Source organism: Paraburkholderia sp. BR10872 (assembly GCF_040965835.1).
GTDB lineage: Bacteria > Pseudomonadota > Gammaproteobacteria > Burkholderiales > Burkholderiaceae > Paraburkholderia > Paraburkholderia nodosa_A.
This window is the reverse complement of record NZ_JBFRCN010000012.1, coordinates 103,505-124,889: the sequence shown is the minus strand read 5'-3', so window position 1 is coordinate 124,889 and position 21,385 is coordinate 103,505. Positions and strand designations below refer to the sequence as shown.

The 21,385-nt window shown below is 64.7% G+C and carries 21 protein-coding genes; 15 read left to right on the top strand and 6 right to left on the bottom strand.

The window, feature by feature from the left end; translation table 11 throughout:
• Positions 1 to 8 precede the first annotated feature (8 nt).
• From AB4Y43_RS12640 to AB4Y43_RS12610, 7 genes are all read left to right on the top strand, one after another.
• Positions 9 to 557, top strand: coding sequence for an OmpH family outer membrane protein (locus AB4Y43_RS12640; RefSeq protein ID WP_141710716.1), 549 nt, complete (start codon positions 9 to 11; stop codon positions 555 to 557).
• Between the two features lie 36 nt (positions 558 to 593).
• Positions 594 to 1,667: a UDP-3-O-(3-hydroxymyristoyl)glucosamine N-acyltransferase gene (gene lpxD / locus AB4Y43_RS12635; RefSeq protein ID WP_368727928.1), complete on the top strand. Its 1,074-nt coding sequence runs from the start codon at positions 594 to 596 to the stop codon at positions 1,665 to 1,667.
• 225 nt (positions 1,668 to 1,892) lie between these two features.
• Positions 1,893 to 2,357: a 3-hydroxyacyl-ACP dehydratase FabZ gene (fabZ, locus tag AB4Y43_RS12630; protein WP_028204052.1), complete on the top strand. Its 465-nt coding sequence runs from the start codon at positions 1,893 to 1,895 to the stop codon at positions 2,355 to 2,357.
• 78 nt (positions 2,358 to 2,435) lie between these two features.
• Positions 2,436 to 3,224 (top strand): acyl-ACP--UDP-N-acetylglucosamine O-acyltransferase, encoded by a 789-nt coding sequence (gene lpxA, locus AB4Y43_RS12625; protein ID WP_368727927.1) that lies wholly within the window; start codon positions 2,436 to 2,438, stop codon positions 3,222 to 3,224.
• A gap of 3 nt (positions 3,225 to 3,227) precedes the next feature.
• A complete protein-coding gene (lpxB, locus tag AB4Y43_RS12620; protein WP_368605422.1) occupies positions 3,228 to 4,397 on the top strand; it encodes a lipid-A-disaccharide synthase in 1,170 nt (389 codons plus the stop codon).
• Positions 4,394 to 5,182 carry a ribonuclease HII gene (rnhB, locus tag AB4Y43_RS12615; RefSeq protein WP_368605421.1) on the top strand — a complete coding sequence of 263 codons (789 nt, stop codon included), beginning with the start codon at positions 4,394 to 4,396 and terminating at the stop codon, positions 5,180 to 5,182. Before lpxB ends, rnhB begins: the two co-directional genes overlap by 4 nt.
• 103 nt (positions 5,183 to 5,285) lie before the next feature.
• Complete coding sequence (locus AB4Y43_RS12610) at positions 5,286 to 6,071, top strand: TrmH family RNA methyltransferase (protein WP_368605420.1); 786 nt, start codon at positions 5,286 to 5,288, stop codon at positions 6,069 to 6,071.
• 67 nt (positions 6,072 to 6,138) lie between these two features.
• Here the strand turns inward: AB4Y43_RS12610 and AB4Y43_RS12605 are convergent, their stop codons facing one another.
• Entirely contained in the window at positions 6,139 to 6,954 is an 816-nt protein-coding gene (locus tag AB4Y43_RS12605; RefSeq protein ID WP_028204047.1) for a pyruvate, water dikinase regulatory protein, read from the bottom strand.
• Positions 6,955 to 7,353: 399 nt separating this feature from the next.
• Here AB4Y43_RS12605 and ppsA point away from each other — a divergent pair, with 399 nt between their 5' ends.
• The 3 genes from ppsA (at position 7,354) to AB4Y43_RS12590 (ending at position 11,401) form a co-directional block, all read left to right on the top strand.
• Positions 7,354 to 9,753 carry a phosphoenolpyruvate synthase gene (gene ppsA / locus AB4Y43_RS12600; RefSeq protein WP_069265628.1) on the top strand — a complete coding sequence of 800 codons (2,400 nt, stop codon included), beginning with the start codon at positions 7,354 to 7,356 and terminating at the stop codon, positions 9,751 to 9,753.
• Between the two features lie 147 nt (positions 9,754 to 9,900).
• Positions 9,901 to 10,386: an NfeD family protein gene (locus AB4Y43_RS12595; RefSeq protein WP_141710708.1), complete on the top strand. Its 486-nt coding sequence runs from the start codon at positions 9,901 to 9,903 to the stop codon at positions 10,384 to 10,386.
• Between the two features lie 55 nt (positions 10,387 to 10,441).
• The gene (locus AB4Y43_RS12590) at positions 10,442 to 11,401 is read left to right on the top strand and encodes an SPFH domain-containing protein (RefSeq protein WP_069265629.1); all 960 of its coding nucleotides are present in this window, start codon (positions 10,442 to 10,444) and stop codon (positions 11,399 to 11,401) included.
• Between the two features lie 70 nt (positions 11,402 to 11,471).
• On the opposite strand, the gene smpB is transcribed toward AB4Y43_RS12590, so the two are convergent.
• On the bottom strand, positions 11,472 to 11,918 hold the full coding sequence (smpB, locus tag AB4Y43_RS12585; protein ID WP_069265630.1) for an SsrA-binding protein SmpB: 447 nt from the start codon (positions 11,916 to 11,918) through the stop codon (positions 11,472 to 11,474).
• Between the two features lie 102 nt (positions 11,919 to 12,020).
• On the opposite strand from smpB, the gene AB4Y43_RS12580 reads away from it, so the two are divergent.
• On the top strand, positions 12,021 to 12,458 hold the full coding sequence (locus AB4Y43_RS12580) for a type II toxin-antitoxin system RatA family toxin (protein ID WP_042265786.1): 438 nt from the start codon (positions 12,021 to 12,023) through the stop codon (positions 12,456 to 12,458).
• Positions 12,459 to 12,463: 5 nt separating this feature from the next.
• Positions 12,464 to 12,787 (top strand): RnfH family protein, encoded by a 324-nt coding sequence (locus AB4Y43_RS12575; RefSeq protein ID WP_368727937.1) that lies wholly within the window; start codon positions 12,464 to 12,466, stop codon positions 12,785 to 12,787.
• Between the two features lie 97 nt (positions 12,788 to 12,884).
• On the opposite strand, the gene AB4Y43_RS12570 is transcribed toward AB4Y43_RS12575, so the two are convergent.
• Entirely contained in the window at positions 12,885 to 13,937 is a 1,053-nt protein-coding gene (locus AB4Y43_RS12570; RefSeq protein ID WP_368727926.1) for a DMT family transporter, read from the bottom strand.
• 270 nt (positions 13,938 to 14,207) lie between these two features.
• On the opposite strand from AB4Y43_RS12570, the gene guaB reads away from it, so the two are divergent.
• The 3 genes from guaB to guaA all read left to right on the top strand — a co-directional run bounded on the left by guaB (position 14,208) and on the right by guaA (position 18,160).
• Positions 14,208 to 15,668, top strand: a complete 1,461-nt coding sequence (gene guaB / locus AB4Y43_RS12565; protein WP_069265633.1) for an IMP dehydrogenase — start codon at positions 14,208 to 14,210, stop codon at positions 15,666 to 15,668.
• A 6-nt stretch (positions 15,669 to 15,674) separates the two neighbouring features.
• Positions 15,675 to 16,397 carry a hypothetical protein gene (locus AB4Y43_RS12560; RefSeq protein ID WP_342945824.1) on the top strand — a complete coding sequence of 241 codons (723 nt, stop codon included), beginning with the start codon at positions 15,675 to 15,677 and terminating at the stop codon, positions 16,395 to 16,397.
• A gap of 179 nt (positions 16,398 to 16,576) precedes the next feature.
• The gene (guaA, locus tag AB4Y43_RS12555; RefSeq protein ID WP_368727925.1) at positions 16,577 to 18,160 is read left to right on the top strand and encodes a glutamine-hydrolyzing GMP synthase; all 1,584 of its coding nucleotides are present in this window, start codon (positions 16,577 to 16,579) and stop codon (positions 18,158 to 18,160) included.
• A gap of 81 nt (positions 18,161 to 18,241) precedes the next feature.
• Here the strand turns inward: guaA and AB4Y43_RS12550 are convergent, their stop codons facing one another.
• The 3 genes from AB4Y43_RS12550 to AB4Y43_RS12540 form a co-directional block, all read right to left on the bottom strand.
• Complete coding sequence (locus AB4Y43_RS12550; RefSeq protein WP_165979471.1) at positions 18,242 to 19,234, bottom strand: sugar-binding protein; 993 nt, start codon at positions 19,232 to 19,234, stop codon at positions 18,242 to 18,244.
• Between the two features lie 185 nt (positions 19,235 to 19,419).
• Complete coding sequence (locus AB4Y43_RS12545) at positions 19,420 to 20,415, bottom strand: ABC transporter permease (protein WP_342945823.1); 996 nt, start codon at positions 20,413 to 20,415, stop codon at positions 19,420 to 19,422.
• Between the two features lie 159 nt (positions 20,416 to 20,574).
• Positions 20,575 to 21,315: an ATP-binding cassette domain-containing protein gene (locus tag AB4Y43_RS12540; RefSeq protein WP_368617630.1), complete on the bottom strand. Its 741-nt coding sequence runs from the start codon at positions 21,313 to 21,315 to the stop codon at positions 20,575 to 20,577.
• Positions 21,316 to 21,385: the final 70 nt, after the last annotated feature.

Sequence of the window (21,385 nt, the reverse complement as noted above, 5' to 3'; positions counted from 1 at the left end):
GGATGACTTTGCTAACGGGTATGTTTTCCAGACGGACGATCGGGGCGATGACCGTGTCGCTGGCGCTCCTCGGTTTTGGCATGGGCGTGGCGCAGGCGCAGGAAGCCAGGATCGCGGCGGTGAACTCCGATCGCATCCTGCGCGAATCCGCTCCCGCGAAGGCCGCGCAGACCAAGCTCGAAGCCGAGTTCGCCAAGCGCGACAAGGATCTGCAGGACATGGCGCAGCGCCTGAAGTCGATGTCGGATTCGCTCGACAAGAACGGCCCGTCGATGGCGCCGACCGATCGCGCGTCGAAGCAGCGCGACCTGTCCGCGCTCGACAGCGACTTCCAGCGCAAGCAGCGCGAATTCCGCGAAGACCTGAACCAGCGCCGCAATGAGGAACTGGCTGCGGTGCTCGATCGCGCGAACAAGGTGATCAAGCAGATCGCCGAGCAGCAGCATTACGACCTGATCGTGCAGGAAGCGGTGTACGTGAGCCCGCGCATCGACATCACCGACCAGGTGCTGAAGGCGCTCGCAGCGAATAGCGCGGGCGGTAGCAGCAGCAACTAAGGCAACGAAAAGCAACTAGGCAGGAGCAGCACGCGCATGGCATTTACGCTTGAGGACATCGTCGGGCGGTTCGGCGGCGAGGTGGTGGGCGATGCGACGCAACGCGTCAGTTCGCTGGCGCCGCTCGACCAGGCTGGTCCGCAACAGCTCGCGTTCCTCGCCAATCCGAAGTATCTCGCGCAGGTCGAGACGACCCGGGCGGGCGCGGTGCTCATCAGCCCCGGCGACCTCGAGAAGCTCGCATCGCGCGAAGGACGCAACTTCATCGTCACACCGAATCCGTATGCTTACTTCGCGCGTGTCGCGCAGGCGTATATCGACCTCGCCGCGCCGAAGGCGCAGCCGGGCATCCACGCCAGCGCCCACGTCGACGCGAAGGCCCAGGTTGCCGCGAGCGCGGTGATCGGCCCGAACGTCACGGTCGAAGCCGGCGCAGTGATCGGGGAAAACGTACGGCTCGACGCGAACGTCTTCATCGGCCGCGGCACCCAGGTGGACGAGGGCTCGCACCTGTATCCGGGCGTGACCGTCTACCACAGCTGCAAGCTTGGCCCGCGCGCCATCGTGCATGCCGGCGCCGTGATCGGTTCGGACGGCTTTGGTTTCGCCCCCGATTTCACGGGCGAGGGCGCCGCGCGCACGGGTAGCTGGGTCAAGATTCCGCAGGTGGGCGGCGTGGCCATCGGGCCGGACGTCGAGATCGGCGCGAACACCACGATCGACCGTGGCGCGATGGCCGATACGATCATCGAAGAATGCGTGAAGATCGATAACCTCGTGCAGATCGGCCACAACTGCCGGATCGGCGCGTACACGGTCATCGCGGGCTGCGCCGGCATTGCGGGCAGCACGACGATCGGGCGTCATTGCATGATTGGCGGCGCGGTGGGCGTCGCGGGGCACGTCACGTTGGGCGACTACGTGATCGTCACGGCGAAGTCGGGTGTCTCGAAGTCGTTGCCGAAGGCTGGCATCTACACGAGCGCTTTCCCGGCGGTCGATCATGCCGACTGGAACAAGAGCGCCGCGCTGTTGCGTAACATCGACAAGCTGCGCGACCGTATCAAGGCGCTCGAGGCGGCGGTAGCCCAGAAGCCGCAGGGCGAATAAGAAAGCAGTATCGAGGTAGCGGGCGGCGTGTCGCGGGAGCGGCGCGCCGCTTTGCGTCGCGGACGACCAGACTGGCCGCCCCGGGGCTGCCCGCCCGGGGCAATACGCATGCACGGGAGCGCGGGCGTGGCGCATACTTCGCGTCAGCGCGGGCGTGTTTGGTCCGGCGCCTCGAATATCGAAATCGAAAGTCACACGCGCAATTCCTGCGTGAGCAGAACCACCATGAACATCGAAAAACTCAACTTCGACATCCACAAGATTCTCACGCTGCTGCCGCACCGCTATCCGTTCCTGATGGTGGACCGGGTCATCGAGCTCGAGCCGCACAAGAGCATCAAGGCGTTGAAGAACGTGACGGTCAACGAGCCCTTTTTCACGGGACACTTCCCGCAGCGTCCGGTCATGCCCGGCGTGATGATTCTCGAGGCGCTGGCGCAAACCGCCGCGCTGCTCACGTTCTCGGAGGAAGAGCAGGACTTCGAGAATACGCTGTACTACTTCGTGGGCATCGACGGCGCGCGCTTCAAGCGCGTGGTCGAGCCGGGCGACCAGCTCATCCTCAACGTGACGTTCGAGCGCTACATGCGCGGCATCTGGAAGTTCAAGGCGGTGGCCGAAGTGGAAGGCTCCGTGGCCTGCGAGGCGGAACTCATGTGCACCGTCAAGAAAATGGACGCGGCGCAATAAGAAGCGCCGCCGCATGCCGCAGCGCGCCTTGACCTCGAGGCGCCGGCGCACGGAAACAGAATCGGAGAGCGAGGACGAATGAGCAGGATCCATCCCACTGCGGTCGTCGAGTCGGGCGCGCAGATCGACGAATCGGTCGAAATCGGACCGTTCGCGGTCATCGGTGCGAACGTCACCATCGGTGCACGCACGAATGTCGGTTCGCATAGCGTGCTGGAAGGCCACACGACGATTGGCGAAGACAACACGATCGGCCACTACGCGTCGATCGGCGGCCGTCCGCAGGACATGAAGTACAAGGGCGAGCCCACCAAGCTCGTGATCGGCAGCCGCAACACCATCCGCGAGTTCACGACGCTGCATACGGGCACGGTGCAGGACACCGGCGTCACGATCATCGGCGACGACAACTGGATCATGGCCTACGTGCACGTCGGCCACGACTGCCGTCTGGGCAACAACGTCATCATGTCGAGCAACGCGCAGCTCGCGGGCCACGTGTTCGTCGAAGACCACGCGATCGTCGGCGGCATGACCGGCGTGCACCAGTTCGTGCGCATCGGCGCGCATTCGATGGTCGGCGGCGCCTCGGCGCTCGTGCAGGACGTGCCGCCGTTCGTGATCGCCGCCGGCAACAAGGCGGTGCCGCACGGCATCAACGTCGAAGGTCTGCGCCGTCGCGGCTTTTCGGCTGACGCGATTTCCGCGCTGCGCTCGGCGTATCGCACGCTCTACAAGAACGGGCTCTCGCTCGAAGAGGCGAAGGTGCAGCTCGCCGACCTCGCGCAGGCGGGCGGCGACGGCGACGTGCACGTGAAGGCGCTGCTCGACTTCGTCGAGCAGTCGCAACGCGGCATCATTCGCTGATCGATGGCGCTGCAAACGCGTCCGCTGCGCCTGGCAATGGTCGCCGGCGAGCCGTCCGGCGACCTGCTTGCGTCGTCGCTGCTTGCAGGTCTCAAAGCCCGCTTGCCCGACACTACGCAGTACTACGGAATCGGCGGCCCGCGCATGATGGCCGCCGGCTTCGATGCGCACTGGCCGATGGAAAAACTTTCGGTGCGCGGCTACGTCGAGGCGTTGCGGCACATTCCCGAGATTCTGCGCATCCGCAACGAGCTCAAGCATCAGCTGCTGGCCGAGCCGCCTGACGCCTTCATCGGCGTGGACGCGCCTGACTTCAACTTCGGTCTCGAGCACGCGCTGCGCGACGCGGGTATTCCGACCATCCACTTCGTCTGCCCGTCGATCTGGGCGTGGCGCGGCGGTCGCATCAAGAAGATCCAGAAGGCTGTGGATCACATGCTCTGCGTGTTTCCGTTCGAAACGGCGCTCCTCGAGAAGGCCGGGGTGGCGGCATCGTACGTGGGCCATCCGCTCGCCGACGAGATTCCGCTCGAACCGGATATGCCCGGTGCGCGCCGCACGCTGGGCCTGCCGGAAAGCGGCCCGGTGATCGCGGTGCTGCCGGGCAGCCGCCGCTCGGAAATCAACCTGATCGGGCCGACCTTCTTCGACGCGATGCAGATCATGCAGCGGCGCGAGCCGGCGCTGCGTTTCGTGATGCCGGCGGCAACGCCGGCCATCCACGCGCAGCTGCAGGAACTCGCGAACGCGCATCAGGGTCTCGCGCTCACGATCATCGACGGCCAGTCGCAACTCGCCATGACGGCCGCCGACGCAATCCTCGTGAAGAGCGGCACGGTCACGCTCGAAGCGGCGCTGCTCAAGAAGCCGATGGTCATCTCCTATAAGGTGCCCTGGCTCACGGGGCAGATCATGCGCCGTCAGGCTTACCTGCCGTATGTCGGCCTGCCGAACATTCTCGCGGGGCGCTTCGTCGTGCCGGAAATTCTGCAGCACTTCGCGACGCCAGACGCGCTTGCCGACGCGACGCTCACGCAGTTGCAGGACGAGGCAAACCGGCGCACGCTGACCGAGGTGTTCACGCAGATGCATCTGACCCTGCGCCAGAACACAGCGGAGCGCGCGGCCGAGGTGGTCGCGAGCATCGTCGAAGGCCGAAAGGGGCGGGCATGAGCGAGGGCACGATCAAGCGCACGGCCAGGCGCACGACAGCGCCGGCGGAGAAAAAACCGCCGTCGCAGGCGGCGCTCAAGCTCGCCGCGCGTCGCAAGGCGGCGCGCCAGGCCGGACTGCTGTTCGAATCGCCGGACGACGTGATCTGCGGCGTGGACGAGGCCGGCCGCGGGCCGCTCGCCGGGCCCGTGGTTGCCGCGGCCGTGATTCTCGATCCGGCCCGGCCGATTCGCGGGCTCAACGATTCGAAGGTGCTGACGGCACAGGCGCGGGAAACGCTCTACGAGCGCATCGTCGAACGCTCGCTCGCGTGGTGCGTCGCATCGGCGAGCGTCGAGGAAATCGACACGCTCAACATCCTGCACGCGACGATGCTGGCGATGCGGCGCGCGGTCGAGGGCTTGAGCCTCGTGCCGACGCTCGCGAAGATCGACGGCAATCGCTGCCCGGTGATGCCGGTGCGCAGCGAGGCAGTGATCGGCGGCGACGCGCTCGTGCCGAGCATTTCGGCGGCGTCGATCGTCGCCAAGGTTACGCGCGACCGCATGCTGATCGATCTGCACCAACGCCATCCGTATTACGGTTTCGACGCCCATGTGGGCTACGGCACGCCGCAGCACCTCGAAGCGTTGCGCGTACATGGTCCGTGCGAGCATCACCGGCGCTCGTTCGCTCCCGTGCGCGACGCCTACGTGCTGCACGGCATCGTCCTGCCCGACGCTTCGACCGTGGTCAGCGACGCCGCCGGCCTCGAAGAAGACGACGCCTTCGCGCCGCTGCCTTGAGCCGCCGCTGACGGCGTCTCGCGCGAGCCGGCGCCGTCTCGCACGGTGCCGGCGCAGCCGTTTTTCTATCTCCCGATTCTCATTTGACACGCCTGAGCCGCCCGTGAAAGCCATTACCTCGCGCGACAATCCGCTCTACAAGCGTCTGAAGGCGCTCGCCGGCTCGACGCATCAACAGCGGCGCAGCCATCAGGCCTTGCTCGAAGGCTTCCATCTCGCGAGCGCGTGGCTCGACGGCGGCACACAGCCCGAGTACTGCGTCGTGACCGAAGGCGCGCTCGCGCACGAAGAAGCGCAGGCGATCGTTGCCCGCGTCGACGAGCGCCGCGTCATCACACTGCCCGATGCACTCTTCGGGCAGCTCTCGAACGTCGTGCACGGCGTAGGGCTGCTACTGCTCGTCGATATGCCTGAAGCGCCGTTGCCCGAACGCGTTGCATCGACCTGCCTCGTGCTCGACGGATTGCAGGACGCCGGCAACGTCGGCTCGATCCTGCGCAGCGCGGCGGCCGCCGGCATCGACAGGGTATTCTGCACGCCGGGTACGGCCTATGTGTGGTCGTCGAAGGTGCTGCGCTCGGCAATGGGCGCGCATTTCCTCTTACAGGTGTTCGAGAACGTGGAGGCCGAAGCGCTCGTCGAGATGCTCGGCGTGCCGGTCGTCATCACCGATTCGCACGGCGCGCAGGCGATCGACGAGGCCGATCTGACGGGCCAGGTCGCGTGGGTGTTCGGCAACGAAGGAGCGGGCGTCTCGCAGGTTTGGCGCGACGCGGCCGCGCTGCGCGTGACCATCCCGCAGCCGGGCGGCATGGAGTCGCTCAACGTCGCGGCGGCGGCGGCGGTGTGCGTGTTCGAGCAATGCCGGCAGCAGCGTCACGCACGTTGACACTCGCGCCGGATAGCAATAAAAAAGCCCGCTCAGATGCGGGCCTTTTCGTTTCAGGCCGGGCGTTTCAATACGACGGCTTGTCGATGCGGATTTCCTGCAGGATCGTGGTGGCGATTTCCTCGATCGACTTGTGCGTCGACGAGAGCCACTTGATGCCTTCGCGCCGCATCATCGCCTCGGCTTCGTTGACCTCGTAGCGGCAATTTTCCAGCGCGGCGTACTTGCTGCCCGGGCGCCGCTCGTTGCGGATCTCGGTCAGGCGCTGCGGATCGATCGAGAGGCCGAAAATCTTCGTTCGATGCGAAAGCAGCGCATTCGGCAGCTTGCCGCGCTCGAAATCGTCGGGGATGAGCGGGTAGTTCGCGGCCTTCACACCGTACTGCATCGCGAGATAGAGGCTCGTCGGCGTCTTGCCGCTGCGCGACACGCCCACGAGGATGACGTCGGCGTCGGCGAGATTGCGGTCGGACTGCCCGTCGTCGTGCGCGAGGGAGAAGTTGATCGCCTCGATACGGTTCTTGTATTCGTCGGTGTCGGCGTTCTGGTGGCCGCGGCCCATGGCGTGGCTCGACTTGAGCTCCAGCTCCTGCTCGAGCGGTTCCACGAAGGTCTGGAACATGTCCATCACGAGCGCATTCGCGCGCTTGACGATCTCGTTCGAGTTGCTGTCCACGAGCGTCGTGAACACGATCGGACGGCGGCCTTCCTGCACGGCGGCTTCGTTGATCTTCTCGGCGGTCGAGTAGGCCTTTTCGGACGAATCGACGAAGGGCACGCGCACGAGGCGGAATTTCTGGTCGAACTGCGACAGGATCGAATGCGCGAAAGTTTCGGCAGTGATCCCGGTACCGTCGGAGACGATGAATACGGTAGGCGGCATCGGTTGAGGCTGGGTACGTGAGCTGCAGGGCCGCTCGGGACAGGCTTGGGCGCCCGGAAAGCCCCGTCCGGCGGGACCGAGGGGCAATTCTCGCCGACTGGCACAAATTCGAGAGTCGGCACGGTAGAATAGCGGCAACCTGTTGGATAAGCAATTGCAGTGCAACCGCGCCAAACCGCCGCCTATCGCGGTGCATTCTGGTGTCAATTTGCAGCGATTCCGTCTAACTTTATGTAATCGCCCGCATCTTCGTGCTTTTCCATTGAATGGAAATTCGCTCGGCTCTTGAGCGATTGCTTCTCCAACAGGTTGCGCAAGACGTGAATCCGTCCCCAATGGGCGGACCGCGTTCGAGCCCACTTGCGCAATCGTGAATTTTTTTCACACTTAGGGGCTTGTATGACTAACACCGTTGCCAAGGATCAGGCGTATGTAGTGCCTTTCGAGCAGTTGCGGATGACCGATGTCGAGATCGTGGGCGGCAAGAACGCCTCGCTCGGCGAAATGATCAGCCAGTTGGCTGAGGCAGGCGTGCGAGTGCCCACGGGTTTCGCGACGACGGCGCTCGCCTTCCGCGACTTCCTGAAACATAACAACCTGACCGAACGGATCGCGGCTCGTCTGGAGACGTTCGACGTCGACGACGTGAAGGCGCTGGCCGAAGCTGGCAAGGAGATCCGTCAGTGGATCATCGACGCGCCGCTGCAGCCGAAACTCGAAGCGGACATCCGCGCCGGTTTCGAGACGCTGCAGAACGGTTCGCCGTCCGAGCTCTCGTTCGCCGTACGTTCGTCGGCAACGGCGGAAGACCTGCCCGACGCATCGTTTGCCGGTCAGCAGGAAAGCTACCTCAACGTGGTCGGCATCGAAGACGTGCTCGATCGCCTCAAGCACGTGTTCGCGTCGCTCTACAACGACCGCGCCATTTCCTATCGCGTCCACAAGGGCTTCACCCACGCCGAAGTCGCGCTGTCGGCTGGCGTGCAGCGCATGGTCCGCTCGGACCGCGGCGCCGCAGGCGTGATGTTCACGCTGGACACGGAATCGGGCTTCAAGGACGCCGTCTTCATCACGTCGAGCTACGGCCTCGGTGAAACGGTCGTGCAGGGCGCCGTGAATCCGGACGAGTTCTACGTCTTCAAGACCACGCTCGCGCAGGGCAAGGCTCCGATCATCCGCCGCTCGATCGGCTCGAAGCTCATCAAGATGGAATTCACGCAGCCGGGTGAACCGGGCCGCGTGAAGACGGTCGACGTCTCGCACGAACAGCGCAACCGCTTCTCGATCACCGACGAAGACGTGATCGAGCTGGCGAAGTACGCCGTCATCATCGAGAAGCACTACCAGCGTCCGATGGACATCGAGTGGGGCAAGGACGGTCTCGACGGCAAGATCTTCATTCTCCAGGCGCGTCCGGAGACCGTGAAGAGCCAGGCCGCCGGCAAGGTCGAGCAGCGCTTCAAGCTCAAGGGCCAGTCGCAGGTGCTCGCAACGGGCCGCGCGATCGGCCAGAAGATCGGCGCGGGCCGCGTGAAGGTGATTCACGACCCGTCCGAAATGGAACGCGTGCAGCCGGGCGACGTGCTCGTCGCCGACATGACCGACCCGAACTGGGAGCCAGTGATGAAGCGCGCTTCGGCGATCGTCACGAACCGTGGCGGCCGTACCTGCCACGCGGCGATCATCGCGCGCGAGCTGGGCGTGCCGGCCGTGGTGGGCTGCGGCGACGCGACCGACGTGCTGAAGGACGGCGCGCTCGTGACGGTTTCGTGCGCGGAAGGCGACGAAGGCCGCATCTACGACGGGCTGCTCGAAACCGAAGTCAGCGAAGTCCAGCGTGGCGATCTGCCGGCCATTCCGGTCAAGATCATGATGAACGTCGGCAACCCGCAGCTCGCGTTCGACTTCTCGCAGCTGCCGAACGCGGGTGTTGGCCTCGCGCGTCTCGAGTTCATCATCAACAACAACATCGGCGTGCACCCGAAGGCGATTCTCGAGTACCCGAATGTCGACGCGGACCTGAAGAAGGCCGTGGAAAGCGTGGCACGCGGCCACGCCTCGCCGCGCGCGTTCTACGTCGACAAGCTCACGGAAGGCATCGCCACGATCGCGGCGGCGTTCTATCCGAAGCCCGTCATCGTGCGTCTGTCGGACTTCAAGTCGAACGAGTACAAGAAGCTGATCGGCGGTTCGCGCTACGAGCCGGACGAAGAAAACCCGATGCTGGGTTTCCGCGGCGCGTCGCGTTACATCGCCGAGGACTTCGCGCAGGCATTCGAAATGGAGTGCCTGGCGCTCAAGCGCGTGCGTGAAGAAATGGGTCTCGCGAACGTCGAGATCATGGTGCCGTTCGTGCGCACGCTCAAGCAGGCGGAGCGCGTGGTCGGTCTGCTCGAGAAGTTCGGCCTCAAGCGCGGCGTGAACGACCTCAAGCTGATCATGATGTGCGAAGTGCCGTCGAACGCGATTCTCGCCGAAGAGTTCCTGCAGTACTTCGACGGCTTCTCGATCGGCTCGAACGACCTTACGCAGCTCACGCTCGGCCTCGACCGGGACTCGGGCATGGAACTGCTGGCCGTCGACTTCGACGAGCGCGATCCGGCCGTGAAGTTCATGCTCAAGCGCGCGATCGAAACCTGCCGCCGTCTGAACAAGTACGTCGGCATCTGCGGTCAGGGCCCGTCCGATCACCCGGATTTCGCCCAGTGGCTCGCGGAAGAGGGCATCGCTTCGATCTCGCTGAACCCGGACTCGGTTGTCGAGACGTGGCAGCAGCTGGCGAAGTCGCAGTCGAAGTAAGTAAGCGCGGTGCCGAGGGCGTCAATCTTCGGCACATACGGAGCTTGATGCAGCTTCCCCTGCGTCACTGCACGCTGCGGAAAAAAGTGTCAGCTTCGTGCTATAACACCCCGGTCTATCCGGGGTGTTTTACTTTGGGAGGTCGTCGTGGGTCCGCATGGTTTGTTCTGGTGGATTGCCGCTGGCGTGCTCATCGTCGCCGAGCTGATGACCGGCACCTTCTATTTGTTGATGATCGCGCTCGGCTTTCTCGCCGGCGCGCTCAGCTATGAGCTTGGCTGGCCGCTCGACGGGCAGCTGCTCGTCGCGGCGGCGGTCGGGCTCGCGGCCGTGGTCACGCTGCGGCGCTCGCGTTTTGGCCGCCGCCGGCGCATGACCGACGCCTCGACGGATCCGGGCGTGAACCTCGATATTGGCGCGACGCTTGCTGTCGCCGCATGGCGCGACGGCCGCGCGCGCACGATGTATCGCGGCGCCGAATGGGACGTCGAACTCGCGCCCGGCGAGCCCGAAGACGCGCCGCTCTATGAAATCAAGGCAGTGCGCGGCAGTTGCCTCGTCGTGGCGGCGAAGCGCGAGCGGCGCGATGCCAATGCGCCCGGCGCCGCTCGCGACGACGCGCGCCACGCGTGACCGGCCGAATTCACCTCACACCAACACACCACACAGAAGCGAACGGAGGTCCCGTATGCAAGTCCCAGTCGTCGGCCTGATTCTGCTCGTGATCGTCGTCGTGCTGATCGCGCAGACTATCAAGATCGTGCCGCAACAGCATGCCTGGGTGCTCGAACGGCTTGGGCGCTACCACGCCACGCTTACGCCGGGGCTGACGATCGTGCTGCCGTTCGTGGATCGCGTGGCGTACAAGCACGTGCTCAAGGAGATTCCGCTCGACGTGCCGAGCCAGGTCTGCATCACGCGAGACAACACGCAGCTTCAGGTGGATGGCGTGCTGTACTTCCAGGTGACCGATCCGATGAAGGCGTCGTACGGCTCGAGCAATTTCGTGTTCGCGATTACGCAGCTTTCGCAGACCACGCTGCGCTCGGTGATCGGCAAGCTCGAACTCGACAAGACCTTCGAGGAACGCGACTTCATTAACCATAGCGTCGTGTCGGCGCTCGATGAAGCCGCATCGAACTGGGGCGTGAAGGTGCTGCGTTACGAAATCAAGGATCTCACGCCGCCGAAGGAAATCCTGCACGCCATGCAGGCGCAGATCACCGCCGAGCGCGAAAAGCGCGCGCTCATCGCGGCCTCGGAAGGCCGCAAGCAGGAGCAGATCAACCTGGCAGCCGGCGCGCGCGAAGCAGCGATCCAGAAGTCGGAAGGCGAGCGTCAGGCGGCGATCAACCAGGCGCAGGGTCAGGCGGCCGCCATTCTCGCAGTGGCCGAGGCCAACGCGCAGGCCATCCAGAAGATCGGCAACTCGATCCAGGCGCAGGGCGGGATGGACGCCGTCAACCTCAAGGTGGCCGAACAGTACGTGAATGCTTTCGCCAATCTGGCGAAGCAGGGCAATACGCTGATCGTGCCGGGCAATATGGGCGACTTGAGCTCGATGATCGCTTCAGCGCTGACGATCGTGAACCGGGCAGGCCTGCGCGAGGGGCAGATCAGTGGGGCCGGGGCGGCGAAGGGCGCATAAGCGCTCCGGCCGCTGCAAATGACAACGGGCCGCATGAGCGGCCCGTTGTCCATCTGAACTTCCGGAAGAATCAGGTGGGCGAGCGCATCAGGCGCGCCTTTTCGCGCTCCCAATCGCGTTTCTTCTCGGTTTCGCGCTTGTCGTGCAGCTTCTTGCCCTTGGCGAGGCCGATCTCGCACTTCACGCGGCCGCCCTTGTAGTGAAAGTTCAGCGGCACGAGCGTGAAGCCGCGCTGCTCGACCTTGCCGATCAGCTTGTCGATTTCCTCGCGATGGAGCAGCAGCTTGCGGGTGCGCGTGGGGTCCGGCTGGATGTGCGTCGAGGCCTCGGGCAGCGGGCTGATGTGCGTGCCGATCAGGTAGAGCTCGCCGTCCTTGATCACGACGTAGCTTTCCTTGATGTTGGCTCGCCCGGCGCGCATGGCCTTGACTTCCCATCCTTCCAGCACGAGCCCGGCCTCGTGGCGCTCTTCGATGAAGTAATCGAAGAACGCTTTTCTGTTGTCGATGATGCTCATAGGAAAATGGGATCGGCCCAACTCGTTTAAAATTACGATTTTAGCAAAGCGGGCTCCCGAAAGCCCGTGGCGCTTTCACCCTAGCCACGCATTGCGCAATTTATGGCGGATGTCCAGAAAACCGTGTTGATTCGCCATTCGGCGGAACAAATGTTCGACCTCGTCACCGACGTCGCCGACTACCCCAACTTCCTGCCGTGGTGCGGCGGCGTCGAGATTCGCCGTCAGGACGAGAGCGGCATGGAGGCGAAGATCGACATCAACTTCAAGGGCATCAAGCAACACTTCGCCACGCGCAACTCGCAAAAGCGGCCCGAGCGTATCGACATGGAGTTCGCCGATGGCCCGTTCCGCAAGTTCACGGGCTACTGGCGTTTCACGCCGCTGCGCGCCGACGCCTGCAAGATCGAGTTTGCGCTGCATTACGAGTTTTCAAACATCATTCTCGAGAAGCTCATCGGGCCAGTGTTCCATCACATCGCGAACACCTTCGTCGACTCCTTCGTGAAGCGCGCCGACCAGCGCTACGGCAAGCCATGAGCGCGATTCTTTCCATCGACGTCTGCTACGCGCTGCCGGATGCGCAGACGCTCATCCGCATCGAGTTGCCGACGGGCGCGACCGTCCAGCAGGCCGTCGAAGCAAGCGGCATTCTCGCGCGCCATCCCGAGATCGATCTGGCGAAGCTCAAGGTGGGCGTGTACGGCAAGCTCAAGCCGCTCGACACCGTGCTCGCCGACCACGACCGCGTGGAGATCTATCGGCCGCTGATCGTCGACCCCAAGATGGCGCGCCAGCGCCGCGTCGACAAGACCCGCAAGGAAGGCTCGATCGAAGGGCGCAAGTGGCTGCCCAAGGACTCGCGCTAGAGGTTCGAGCCGGGTTGCCACGGATTTGACGCACAAACGTAATGGGCGGGACAGCTTGCGCTGTCTCGCCCATTCGGCATTTTGCGGCCCGGCGCGCTCAGGCGATGGTCGTGCGGCCGTTTTGCTTCGCGTCGACGTTGGGTTGCGCAAGGCGGCTTTCGTTGTCGATGCCCGGCAGATCGCCGTTCGGCACGATGCCGTCGCCGTGCGCGGTGTCTTCCGGACCGCCCGAATGCTGGCGCACCGACCAGCTTACGCCCGCCACGAGCAGCATGATCGCCGCGATTTCCAGCCCGCGCGGCAGCCGGTGATCGTAAATAAAGCCATAGAGCAGGGCGAACAGCGTCTCGAACACGATCATCTGACCCGAGAGCGTTAGCGGCAAGCGCTTGGCGGCGGCGTTCCAGAGTCCGTTGCCGAGCCACGAGGCGCCGATCGCGAGCACCAGATTCAGCTGCCAGAACGTGGTCCAGCGGCCGGCGGCCACGGTTTCCTGCACCCAGTGCGACGGCACGACGAGAATGCCGAGCCAGAGCAGGCCGCCGAGCGCGCCCGTGACCACGCCCCAGAGCACCGACCATTCGTTGCCGCTGAAGTGCGCATTGCGCCGCAGATAACGCGCGTTCTCGACCGCGAACCAGGTCCAGCACACGAGCGAGCCGACTGCGCAGCCAATGCCTGCGATGCGCGTGAGGATACTCGCGCCGCCCACGTCGCCGGCTGCGCTGAACACGTCCACGTTGATGCAGACGATGCCGGCCGCGATCATCGCAAGCGGCCAGACCAGACGCGAAAGCGGCACGGCGCCATGGTCACGGCGGCCGAGCAGCGTGACCGTGACGGGCAGCACGCCGACGATCAGCGAGGCCGGCGCGATGCCCACCAGATGGATGGCACTCGCGAGAAAGAGGTAATAAAGCACGTTGCCCACCAGCGCGAGTTTCACGAGCGCGACGAGATCGGCGCGCGTGATGCGCGGCCAGACACGGCGCAGCATGGGCAAAAGCGCAGCGAGCGAAACGAGCCCATACATCGCATAGCGGCCCGCGCTCAGGAGCAGTGGCGAGAACTCCGCCAGTTGCCGGGGCACGACGAATACCGTTCCCCATAATGCGCCGGCGAGCACGCCGTACAACACACCACGCTGCATTTGTATTGCCTCCGGATACTTCGGGTGGCCCAAGGCAGGCCGTTTTGACAGAACGGCCCGAAGCATAACTGGAGGTGCGCGCACCCGTCTTGTTCAATCCTGCAGCGTGCGCCCGATATTCGGGTCGGAGGCGGGCCATGCCCGCACGGCTCGCACCGGCAGGGCCGGAGCATGGAAATAATCCCGAAAACGGCGCTAAGCTACTGTTAGCGCTGATGATTTCCAGGGCGCTATCGCGTATAATCTGCTTTTGCGCCTATAGGATTTGCCATGCGTCTGATCCAGAAAGCACTCACGTTCGATGACGTGCTCCTCGTCCCCGCCTTTTCCGACGTTCTCCCGCGCGACACCAGCCTGAAGACCCGGCTGACCCGCAATATCTCCCTGAACATTCCGCTCGTGTCGGCCGCTATGGATACCGTCACGGAGGGCCGTCTGGCAATCGCCATGGCGCAGCAGGGGGGTGTCGGCATCGTTCACAAGAACCTCACGCCGGCCGAGCAGGCGCGCGAGGTCGCGAAGGTGAAGCGCTTCGAGTCGGGCGTCGTGCGCGATCCGATAACGGTTCCGCCGCAAATGAAGGTCGCCGACGTCATCGCGCTCTCGCAGCAGCATGGCATTTCGGGCTTCCCGGTCGTGGAAGGCGCGCAACTCGTCGGCATCGTCACGAACCGCGACCTGCGTTTCGAAACGCGCCTGGATGAGCCGGTGCGCTCGATCATGACGCCGCGCGAGCGCCTCGTCACCGTCAAGGAAGGCACGCCGCTCGTCGAAGCCAAGGCGCTCATGCACAGCCACCGCCTCGAGCGCGTGCTGGTCATCAACGACGCATTCGAGCTGCGCGGTCTCATGACCGTCAAGGACATCACCAAGCAGACCGAGCACCCGGCCGCCTGTAAGGACGAGCACGGCAAGCTGCGCGCGGGCGCGGCAGTCGGCGTCGGTCCGGACAACGAAGAGCGTGTCGAGTTGCTGGTGCAAGCCGGCGTGGACGTGATCGTCGTGGATACGGCGCATGGTCACAGCAAGGGCGTGCTCGAGCGCGTTCGCTGGGTCAAGAAGAACTTCCCGCACGTCGAAGTGATCGGCGGCAACATCGCGACGGCCGACGCGGCGCGCGCGCTCGTCGAGTACGGCGCGGACGGCGTGAAGGTCGGCATCGGCCCGGGCTCCATCTGCACGACGCGTATCGTGGCCGGCGTGGGCGTGCCGCAGATCAGCGCGATCTCCAATGTCTCGGAAGCACTCAAGGGCACGGGCGTGCCGTGCATCGCCGACGGCGGCGTGCGCTATTCGGGCGACGTTTCGAAGGCGCTGGCCGCCGGCGCGAACGCCGTGATGATGGGCAGCATGTTCGCGGGCACCGAAGAGTCGCCGGGCGACGTGTTCCTGTACCAGGGCCGCCAGTACAAGTCGTATCGCGGCATGGGCTCGGTCGGCGCGATGAAGGACGGCGCCGCGGACCGCTACTTCCAGGACAACTCGGCGAACATCGACAAGCTCGTGCCGGAAGGCATCGAAGGCCGTGTCGCCTACAAAGGTCCCATCAACGCCATCCTGTTCCAGCTGATCGGCGGCGTGCGCGCCTCGATGGGCTACTGCGGCTGCCGTACGATCGAAGACCTGCACGCGAAGGCGGAGTTCGTGCAGATTACCGGCGCCGGCCTGCACGAGTCGCACGTGCACGACGTGCAGATCACGAAGGAAGCGCCCAACTATCACGTGGACTGAACCCCGATGAAGCCGCTGCTGCGCGTGCTACTGATTGTCGATGCGTTGACGTTGCTGGGGTTCGGCGTGCTGTTCGTTCTCACGCCCTGGACTCTCGTCTACGACGCGTTGCAACTGGTGCAAACGCAGCCGGCGCTCGTTGGGCAGGCGTTTGGCGTGGTGCTGCTGGGTTTCGCGTGGCTCGCGCTGCGCGCGGCCTTCCACGGGGAGATGACACTGCCCGTGGGCCGCACCGTGGGGCACGTCAACTGGATTGCCGGCGTGCTGATGCTGGTCTGGCTAATCGGACTGCGTGCGCCGCGGCTCACGGGTTTTGGCCAGTTGGCGGCTGGTGCGGTTGGGGTGTGGCTGATCGTCCTCGGCCTCGGCGGCGTCCGGCTCGCGGGCGCGGTGCGCAAGCGCCAGAAGGGGCAGGCGAGCGGCAGTTCCGCGCAGCAGCGCAAGGTGGAGAAGGCCCAGCCCGAACGGCGCGAAGAGCCGGTGTCGTACGCGAAGCCGGGCTTTATGCGAACGATGGCGTGGGGCGGTGCAAAAGGGGCAAAACGGCCGGCAGCGCCGGTCGAACCCGTTGTGGAAGTCCCGACCGTGACGCCCGCGGCCGTTCCGCCGGTTGCGCCCCGTCCATCGCCGGTTACGCCGCCGCCCGCCAGTCCCGCGCAAGCTCGAGAGGCTCGCCAGGCGGCTCGCGACGAGGCGGCCGACGCACCGAGGCCGCCGCTGCGTGGCTGAGGCCGCGCGCAAACCCGGCCTCCCAAACAGCAGACGCAGTGCGCCCGAAGCACACCCGAACTTGCGCCACCCGGTGCCGCCGTAGCGCGGCGCTTGGGTCCTGATGAATTCACGCTGCGCGCATTTGAAGTGTCGCGCGGCTTTCCGTATCCGTTCTTTTTTAGGTCTCGTCCGCAGCCATGCACGACAAAATCCTGATCCTCGACTTCGGCTCGCAAGTCACCCAGCTCATCGCGCGCCGCGTGCGCGAAGCCCACGTTTATTCGGAAATCCATCCGTACGATGTGGATGACGCATTCGTCCGCGAATTCGCGCCAAAGGGCATCATCCTCTCCGGCGGCCCGAACTCGGTCACCGACACCGACACGCCGCGCGCGCCGCAAGCTGTGTTCGAACTGGGCGTGCCGGTTCTCGGCATTTGCTACGGCATGCAGACAATGGCCGAACAGCTCGGTGGCAAGGTCGACGGCGGCCACCTGCGCGAATTCGGCTACGCCGAAGTGCGCGCGCGCAACCACACGAGCTTCCTCGAGGGCATCGAAGACTTCCGCACGAGCGAAGGCCACGGCATGCTCAAGGTGTGGATGAGCCACGGCGACAAGGTCACGGAAATGCCGGCAGGCTTTCAGCTGATGGCGTCGACGGAATCGTGCCCGATCGCGGCCATGGCCGATGAAGCGCGCCACTTCTACGGCCTGCAATGGCACCCGGAAGTCACGCACACGGTGCAGGGCCGCGCGATGCTCGAGCGCTTCGTGCTCGGCATCTGCGGCGCGAAGGCCGACTGGGAGATGGGCCACTACATCGACGAAGCCGTCGAGACGATCCGCAGGCAGGTGGGCAACGAGCACGTGATTCTCGGCCTCTCGGGCGGCGTGGATTCGTCGGTCGCGGCGGCGCTGCTGCATCGTGCGATTGGCGACCAGCTGACCTGCGTGTTCGTCGATCACGGCCTGCTGCGTCTGAACGAAGCCGAGCAGGTGATGTCGATGTTCGCCGACAACCTCGGCGTGAAGGTGATCCATGTCGACGCGAGCGAAGCGTTCATGTCGAAGCTCGCCGGCGTGACCGATCCGGAAGCGAAGCGCAAGATCATCGGCGCGGAGTTCGTCGAAGTGTTCCAGACGGAAGCTGGCAAGCTCACCGACGCCAAATGGCTCGCGCAAGGCACGATCTATCCGGACGTCATCGAGTCGGCCGGCAAGGGCAAGAAGGCCGCGCACACGATCAAGAGCCACCACAACGTGGGCGGCCTGCCGGAAACGCTCAACCTCAAGCTGCTCGAACCGCTGCGTGAACTCTTCAAGGACGAAGTGCGCGAACTGGGTGTGAAGCTCGGCCTGCCGCACGAAATGGTCTATCGCCATCCGTTCCCGGGCCCTGGCCTCGGCGTGCGTATTCTCGGCGAAGTGAAGCGCGATTTTGCGGATCTGCTGCGCCGCGCGGATGCGATCTTCATCGAGACGCTGCGTAACACGATCGACAGGGAAACCGGCAAGTCGTGGTACGAGCTCACGAGCCAGGCGTTCGCCGTGTTTCTGCCGGTGAAGAGCGTGGGCGTGATGGGCGATGGCCGCACGTACGAGTATGTCGTTGCGCTGCGCGCGGTGCAGACGCTCGACTTCATGTCGGCGCACTGGGCGCACCTGCCGCACGAGTTGCTGGGCCACGTGTCGAACCGCATCATCAATGAAGTGCGCGGCATCAACCGTGTGGTGTACGACATCTCGGGCAAGCCGCCCGCGACGATCGAGTGGGAGTGACGTTCTCCCGCTAGCCTGCAGGCGAAGCAAAGAACCCGCGTTCGGCACGTTGTGCCGGCGCGGGTTTTTTGCTTCCGGCGCTCAATGCTTCAGGCACGTATCCGCGTTCTTCCAGGTGCAAACGTCGAGACCCGTGTGAACGATCGGCTTCACCGTCTTTCCTTCGGCGAGGTCGCGCATCACCATCGCCGCCTGATAGCCCATTTCCTCAGGCCGCTGCCCGACCAGCGCATTGACCTTGTGGTCCTTGAGGGCCTGCAGCTCCGGCCCGAGCGTATCGGCTGAAACGATCACGAACTGGCCGCTGTTGATCTTGTCCATGATCGGCGCGACGACCTGCGAATACGCCTCGGGTGCGAAGAGCGGCCAGCCGCCCTCGAACACGAACGCCTGGAGCGTGCTGGCGTTCGCGGTGAGCGTGTCCTGCATCATCTGATTCGCTTTCGCGGCATCGTCGTTCACGTAGAGCGGGCAGGCGCTGATCTCGTGCCAGTTGTTTTCGCCCGCCAGCTTCTTGATGCCTTTCTTGCCCGAGAGCACGTCGCGTGTGCCCTGGGCGCGCTGGTTGATGTTCTCGGCCGCGGGGTTGCCCATCACGAGGCAGATGTTGCCGCCCTTGGGCATCAGCGTCTTCAACTGCTCGCCGAGCTTCACGCCCAGCTCGTAGTTGTCGGTGCCCACATACGCCTTGCGCAACGACTGGTCCTTCGGCAGCAGATCGGCGTCCGCGGTGATGATCGGGATCTTCGCGTTGCGGCGGCGGATCACCTCGGCAATGGCCGGCGCGTTCGACGGCGAAATGGCAATCGCCGCGACGCCCTTGGTCAGCAGGTCGTCGACGATCTGCACTTCGGCGCTTTCATCCGCCGCTGTCGCGGGGCCGGTGTAGTAGCAGTTGTAGCCCTGTTTGCTGAGCTCCTTGTTGGCCCGGTCGCAGCCCTGGTGCATGAGGTCGAAGTACGGATTGTCGAGGCCCTTCACGACCAGCGCGAGGGTCTTGTCGGCTGCGTAGGCGGAAGAGGCCAGCATCGCGAGCCCTCCGATCGCAGCGAGATACTTCCACGCTTTCTTCATGGTTTCCTCCTGTTCGGCGCCGGTTGTACGGCGCGCGTGTCTCGTACAGTTTTCGTCATCGGAAGGAAAGCCCGCGCCCGTGCCTTGGGCTTTCTGCGGAACCGCGCGCAACGAGTTGCGCTTCTTGTGATGGCTGACGGCCGGCGGTTCCGCGTGCAGTCCGGCCGCGCCTCCCTGAATTCCGTTCAGTCGTTTTGCCGCTCGCCGCCCAGCCGGTTGAACAGCACGGCGATGATGATGAAGCCGCCTACGACCGTGCCTTGCCAGAACGAATCGACGCCGAGCAGGATCAGGCTGTTGCGGATCACTTCGATGAGCGCGGCGCCGACGATCGTGCCGAACGCGCTGCCCACGCCGCCCGCGAGATTGGTGCCGCCGATCACCGTCGCGGCGATCACGCGTAGCTCGTCGCCGGTGCCGAGGCCGGTGGTCACCGCGCCGAGCCAGCCCACTTCGAGAATGGCCGCGACGCCTGCCATCAGGCCGCCCAGCACATAGACCGAGCAGATGACGCGCCGTACCGGCACGCCTGTGAGATTGGCCGCATGACGGTTGCCGCCGACCGCGAAGACATAGCGGCCCCAGCGCGTGAAGGCGAAGGCGAACCAGAACAGCAGGCCGAGGACGATCAGAAACCACACGGGATTGGCCACGCCGAGCGTTTTGCCGCCGCCGAGCAGGAGTAACTTGTGCCCGTCGGGTCCGAATTCGAAGATAGTCCGGCTTCCGGAGATCACGAGCGCGAGGCTGCGGCCCACGCTCAGCATGCCGAGCGTCACGACGAACGGCTGCATGTTGAGATAGGCGATGAGCAGGCCGTTCACGAGGCCGACCACTCCCGCGGTGAGCAGGCCGAGGCCGATGCCGGCCCAGATCGGGTAGCCCGCGTTCATCGTGACGGAAAGCACGATGCCGCTCAGGCCGATCGTCGAGCCGACCGAAATGTCGATCCCGCCTGTAATGATGATGGCCATCATCCCCAGCGCGACGATGGCGACAAAGGCGAAGTTGCGCGTGACGTTGAAGAGGTTCTGCTGCGTGGCGAACGTCGAGGTGACGAACGAGAGCAGGAGGCAGGCTGCGAGCGTCGCGAGCACCACCCAGAACACCTGGCTCGCGAGCAGTCCGCTCCAGCGGGTGTGGGTCTTCGCGGATTGGGGATCGTCAAGCAGTGTCGGCATCGGATTCGGCCTTTGCGGCGCATCGTTCAATTCCGGGTCTCCTGTCGGCCGCACTTAGCGCTTCAGCGCTTAGTGCGGCCCCATGCAAAGCGGTCGGCGCGCACTTAGCGCTTCAGCGCTTAGTGCGGCCCCATGCAACACAATCGCGCGCGGGCCGCTTCAGGCGGCGGCGATGGCTCCGGTGATCAGGCCAGTGACTTCCTCGGGCGAAGAGGCTTCGGTCTGCTTGTCCGCAACCTTGCGCCCGCGCCGCATGACGACCACGCGGTGGGCGACTTCGAAAACGTCAGGCATGCGGTGACTGATGAGAATGACGGCAATGCCGTGTTCGGACAGGCGTTTGATGAGGTCGAGCACCTGCGCGACCTGGCGCACGCTGATCGCGGCGGTGGGTTCGTCCATGAGCACGAGCCGCGCTTCGGACAGTCGCGTGCGCGCAATCGCCACGGCCTGGCGCTGGCCGCCCGACATCTGCCGGACGAGATCGCGCGGGCGCGTTTCGGACTTCAGTTCCTTGAACAGTTCGGCAGCGCGCCGGTACATGGCCGCGTGATCGAGTACGCGAAAGGGCCATATGCCGATGCGCGGCTCGCGCCCGAGAAAGACGTTGGCCGCCGCGGTGAGGTTGTCGCAGAGCGCGAGGTCCTGATACACGACCTCGATGCCCTTGGCGCGGGCATCCACTGGGCGGCTGAAATGAACGGGCTTGCCGTCGATGAGGACTTCGCCGTGAGAGGGCGGGAAGTTGCCGGCGATGACCTTCACCAGCGTCGATTTTCCGGCCCCGTTGTCGCCCATGAGTCCGACCACCTGGCCGGGTTCCAGGCTCAACGTCACGTCGGTCAGCGCCTGGATGGCGCCGAAGTGCCTGGAAACGCCTCTGAGTTCAAGAAGACTCATGGACTGTCGTGCTCGCGCTTGTGAAGCCGCCCGTTGCCGTGTCCAGGGTGGCCAGGAGACAGGCTAACTA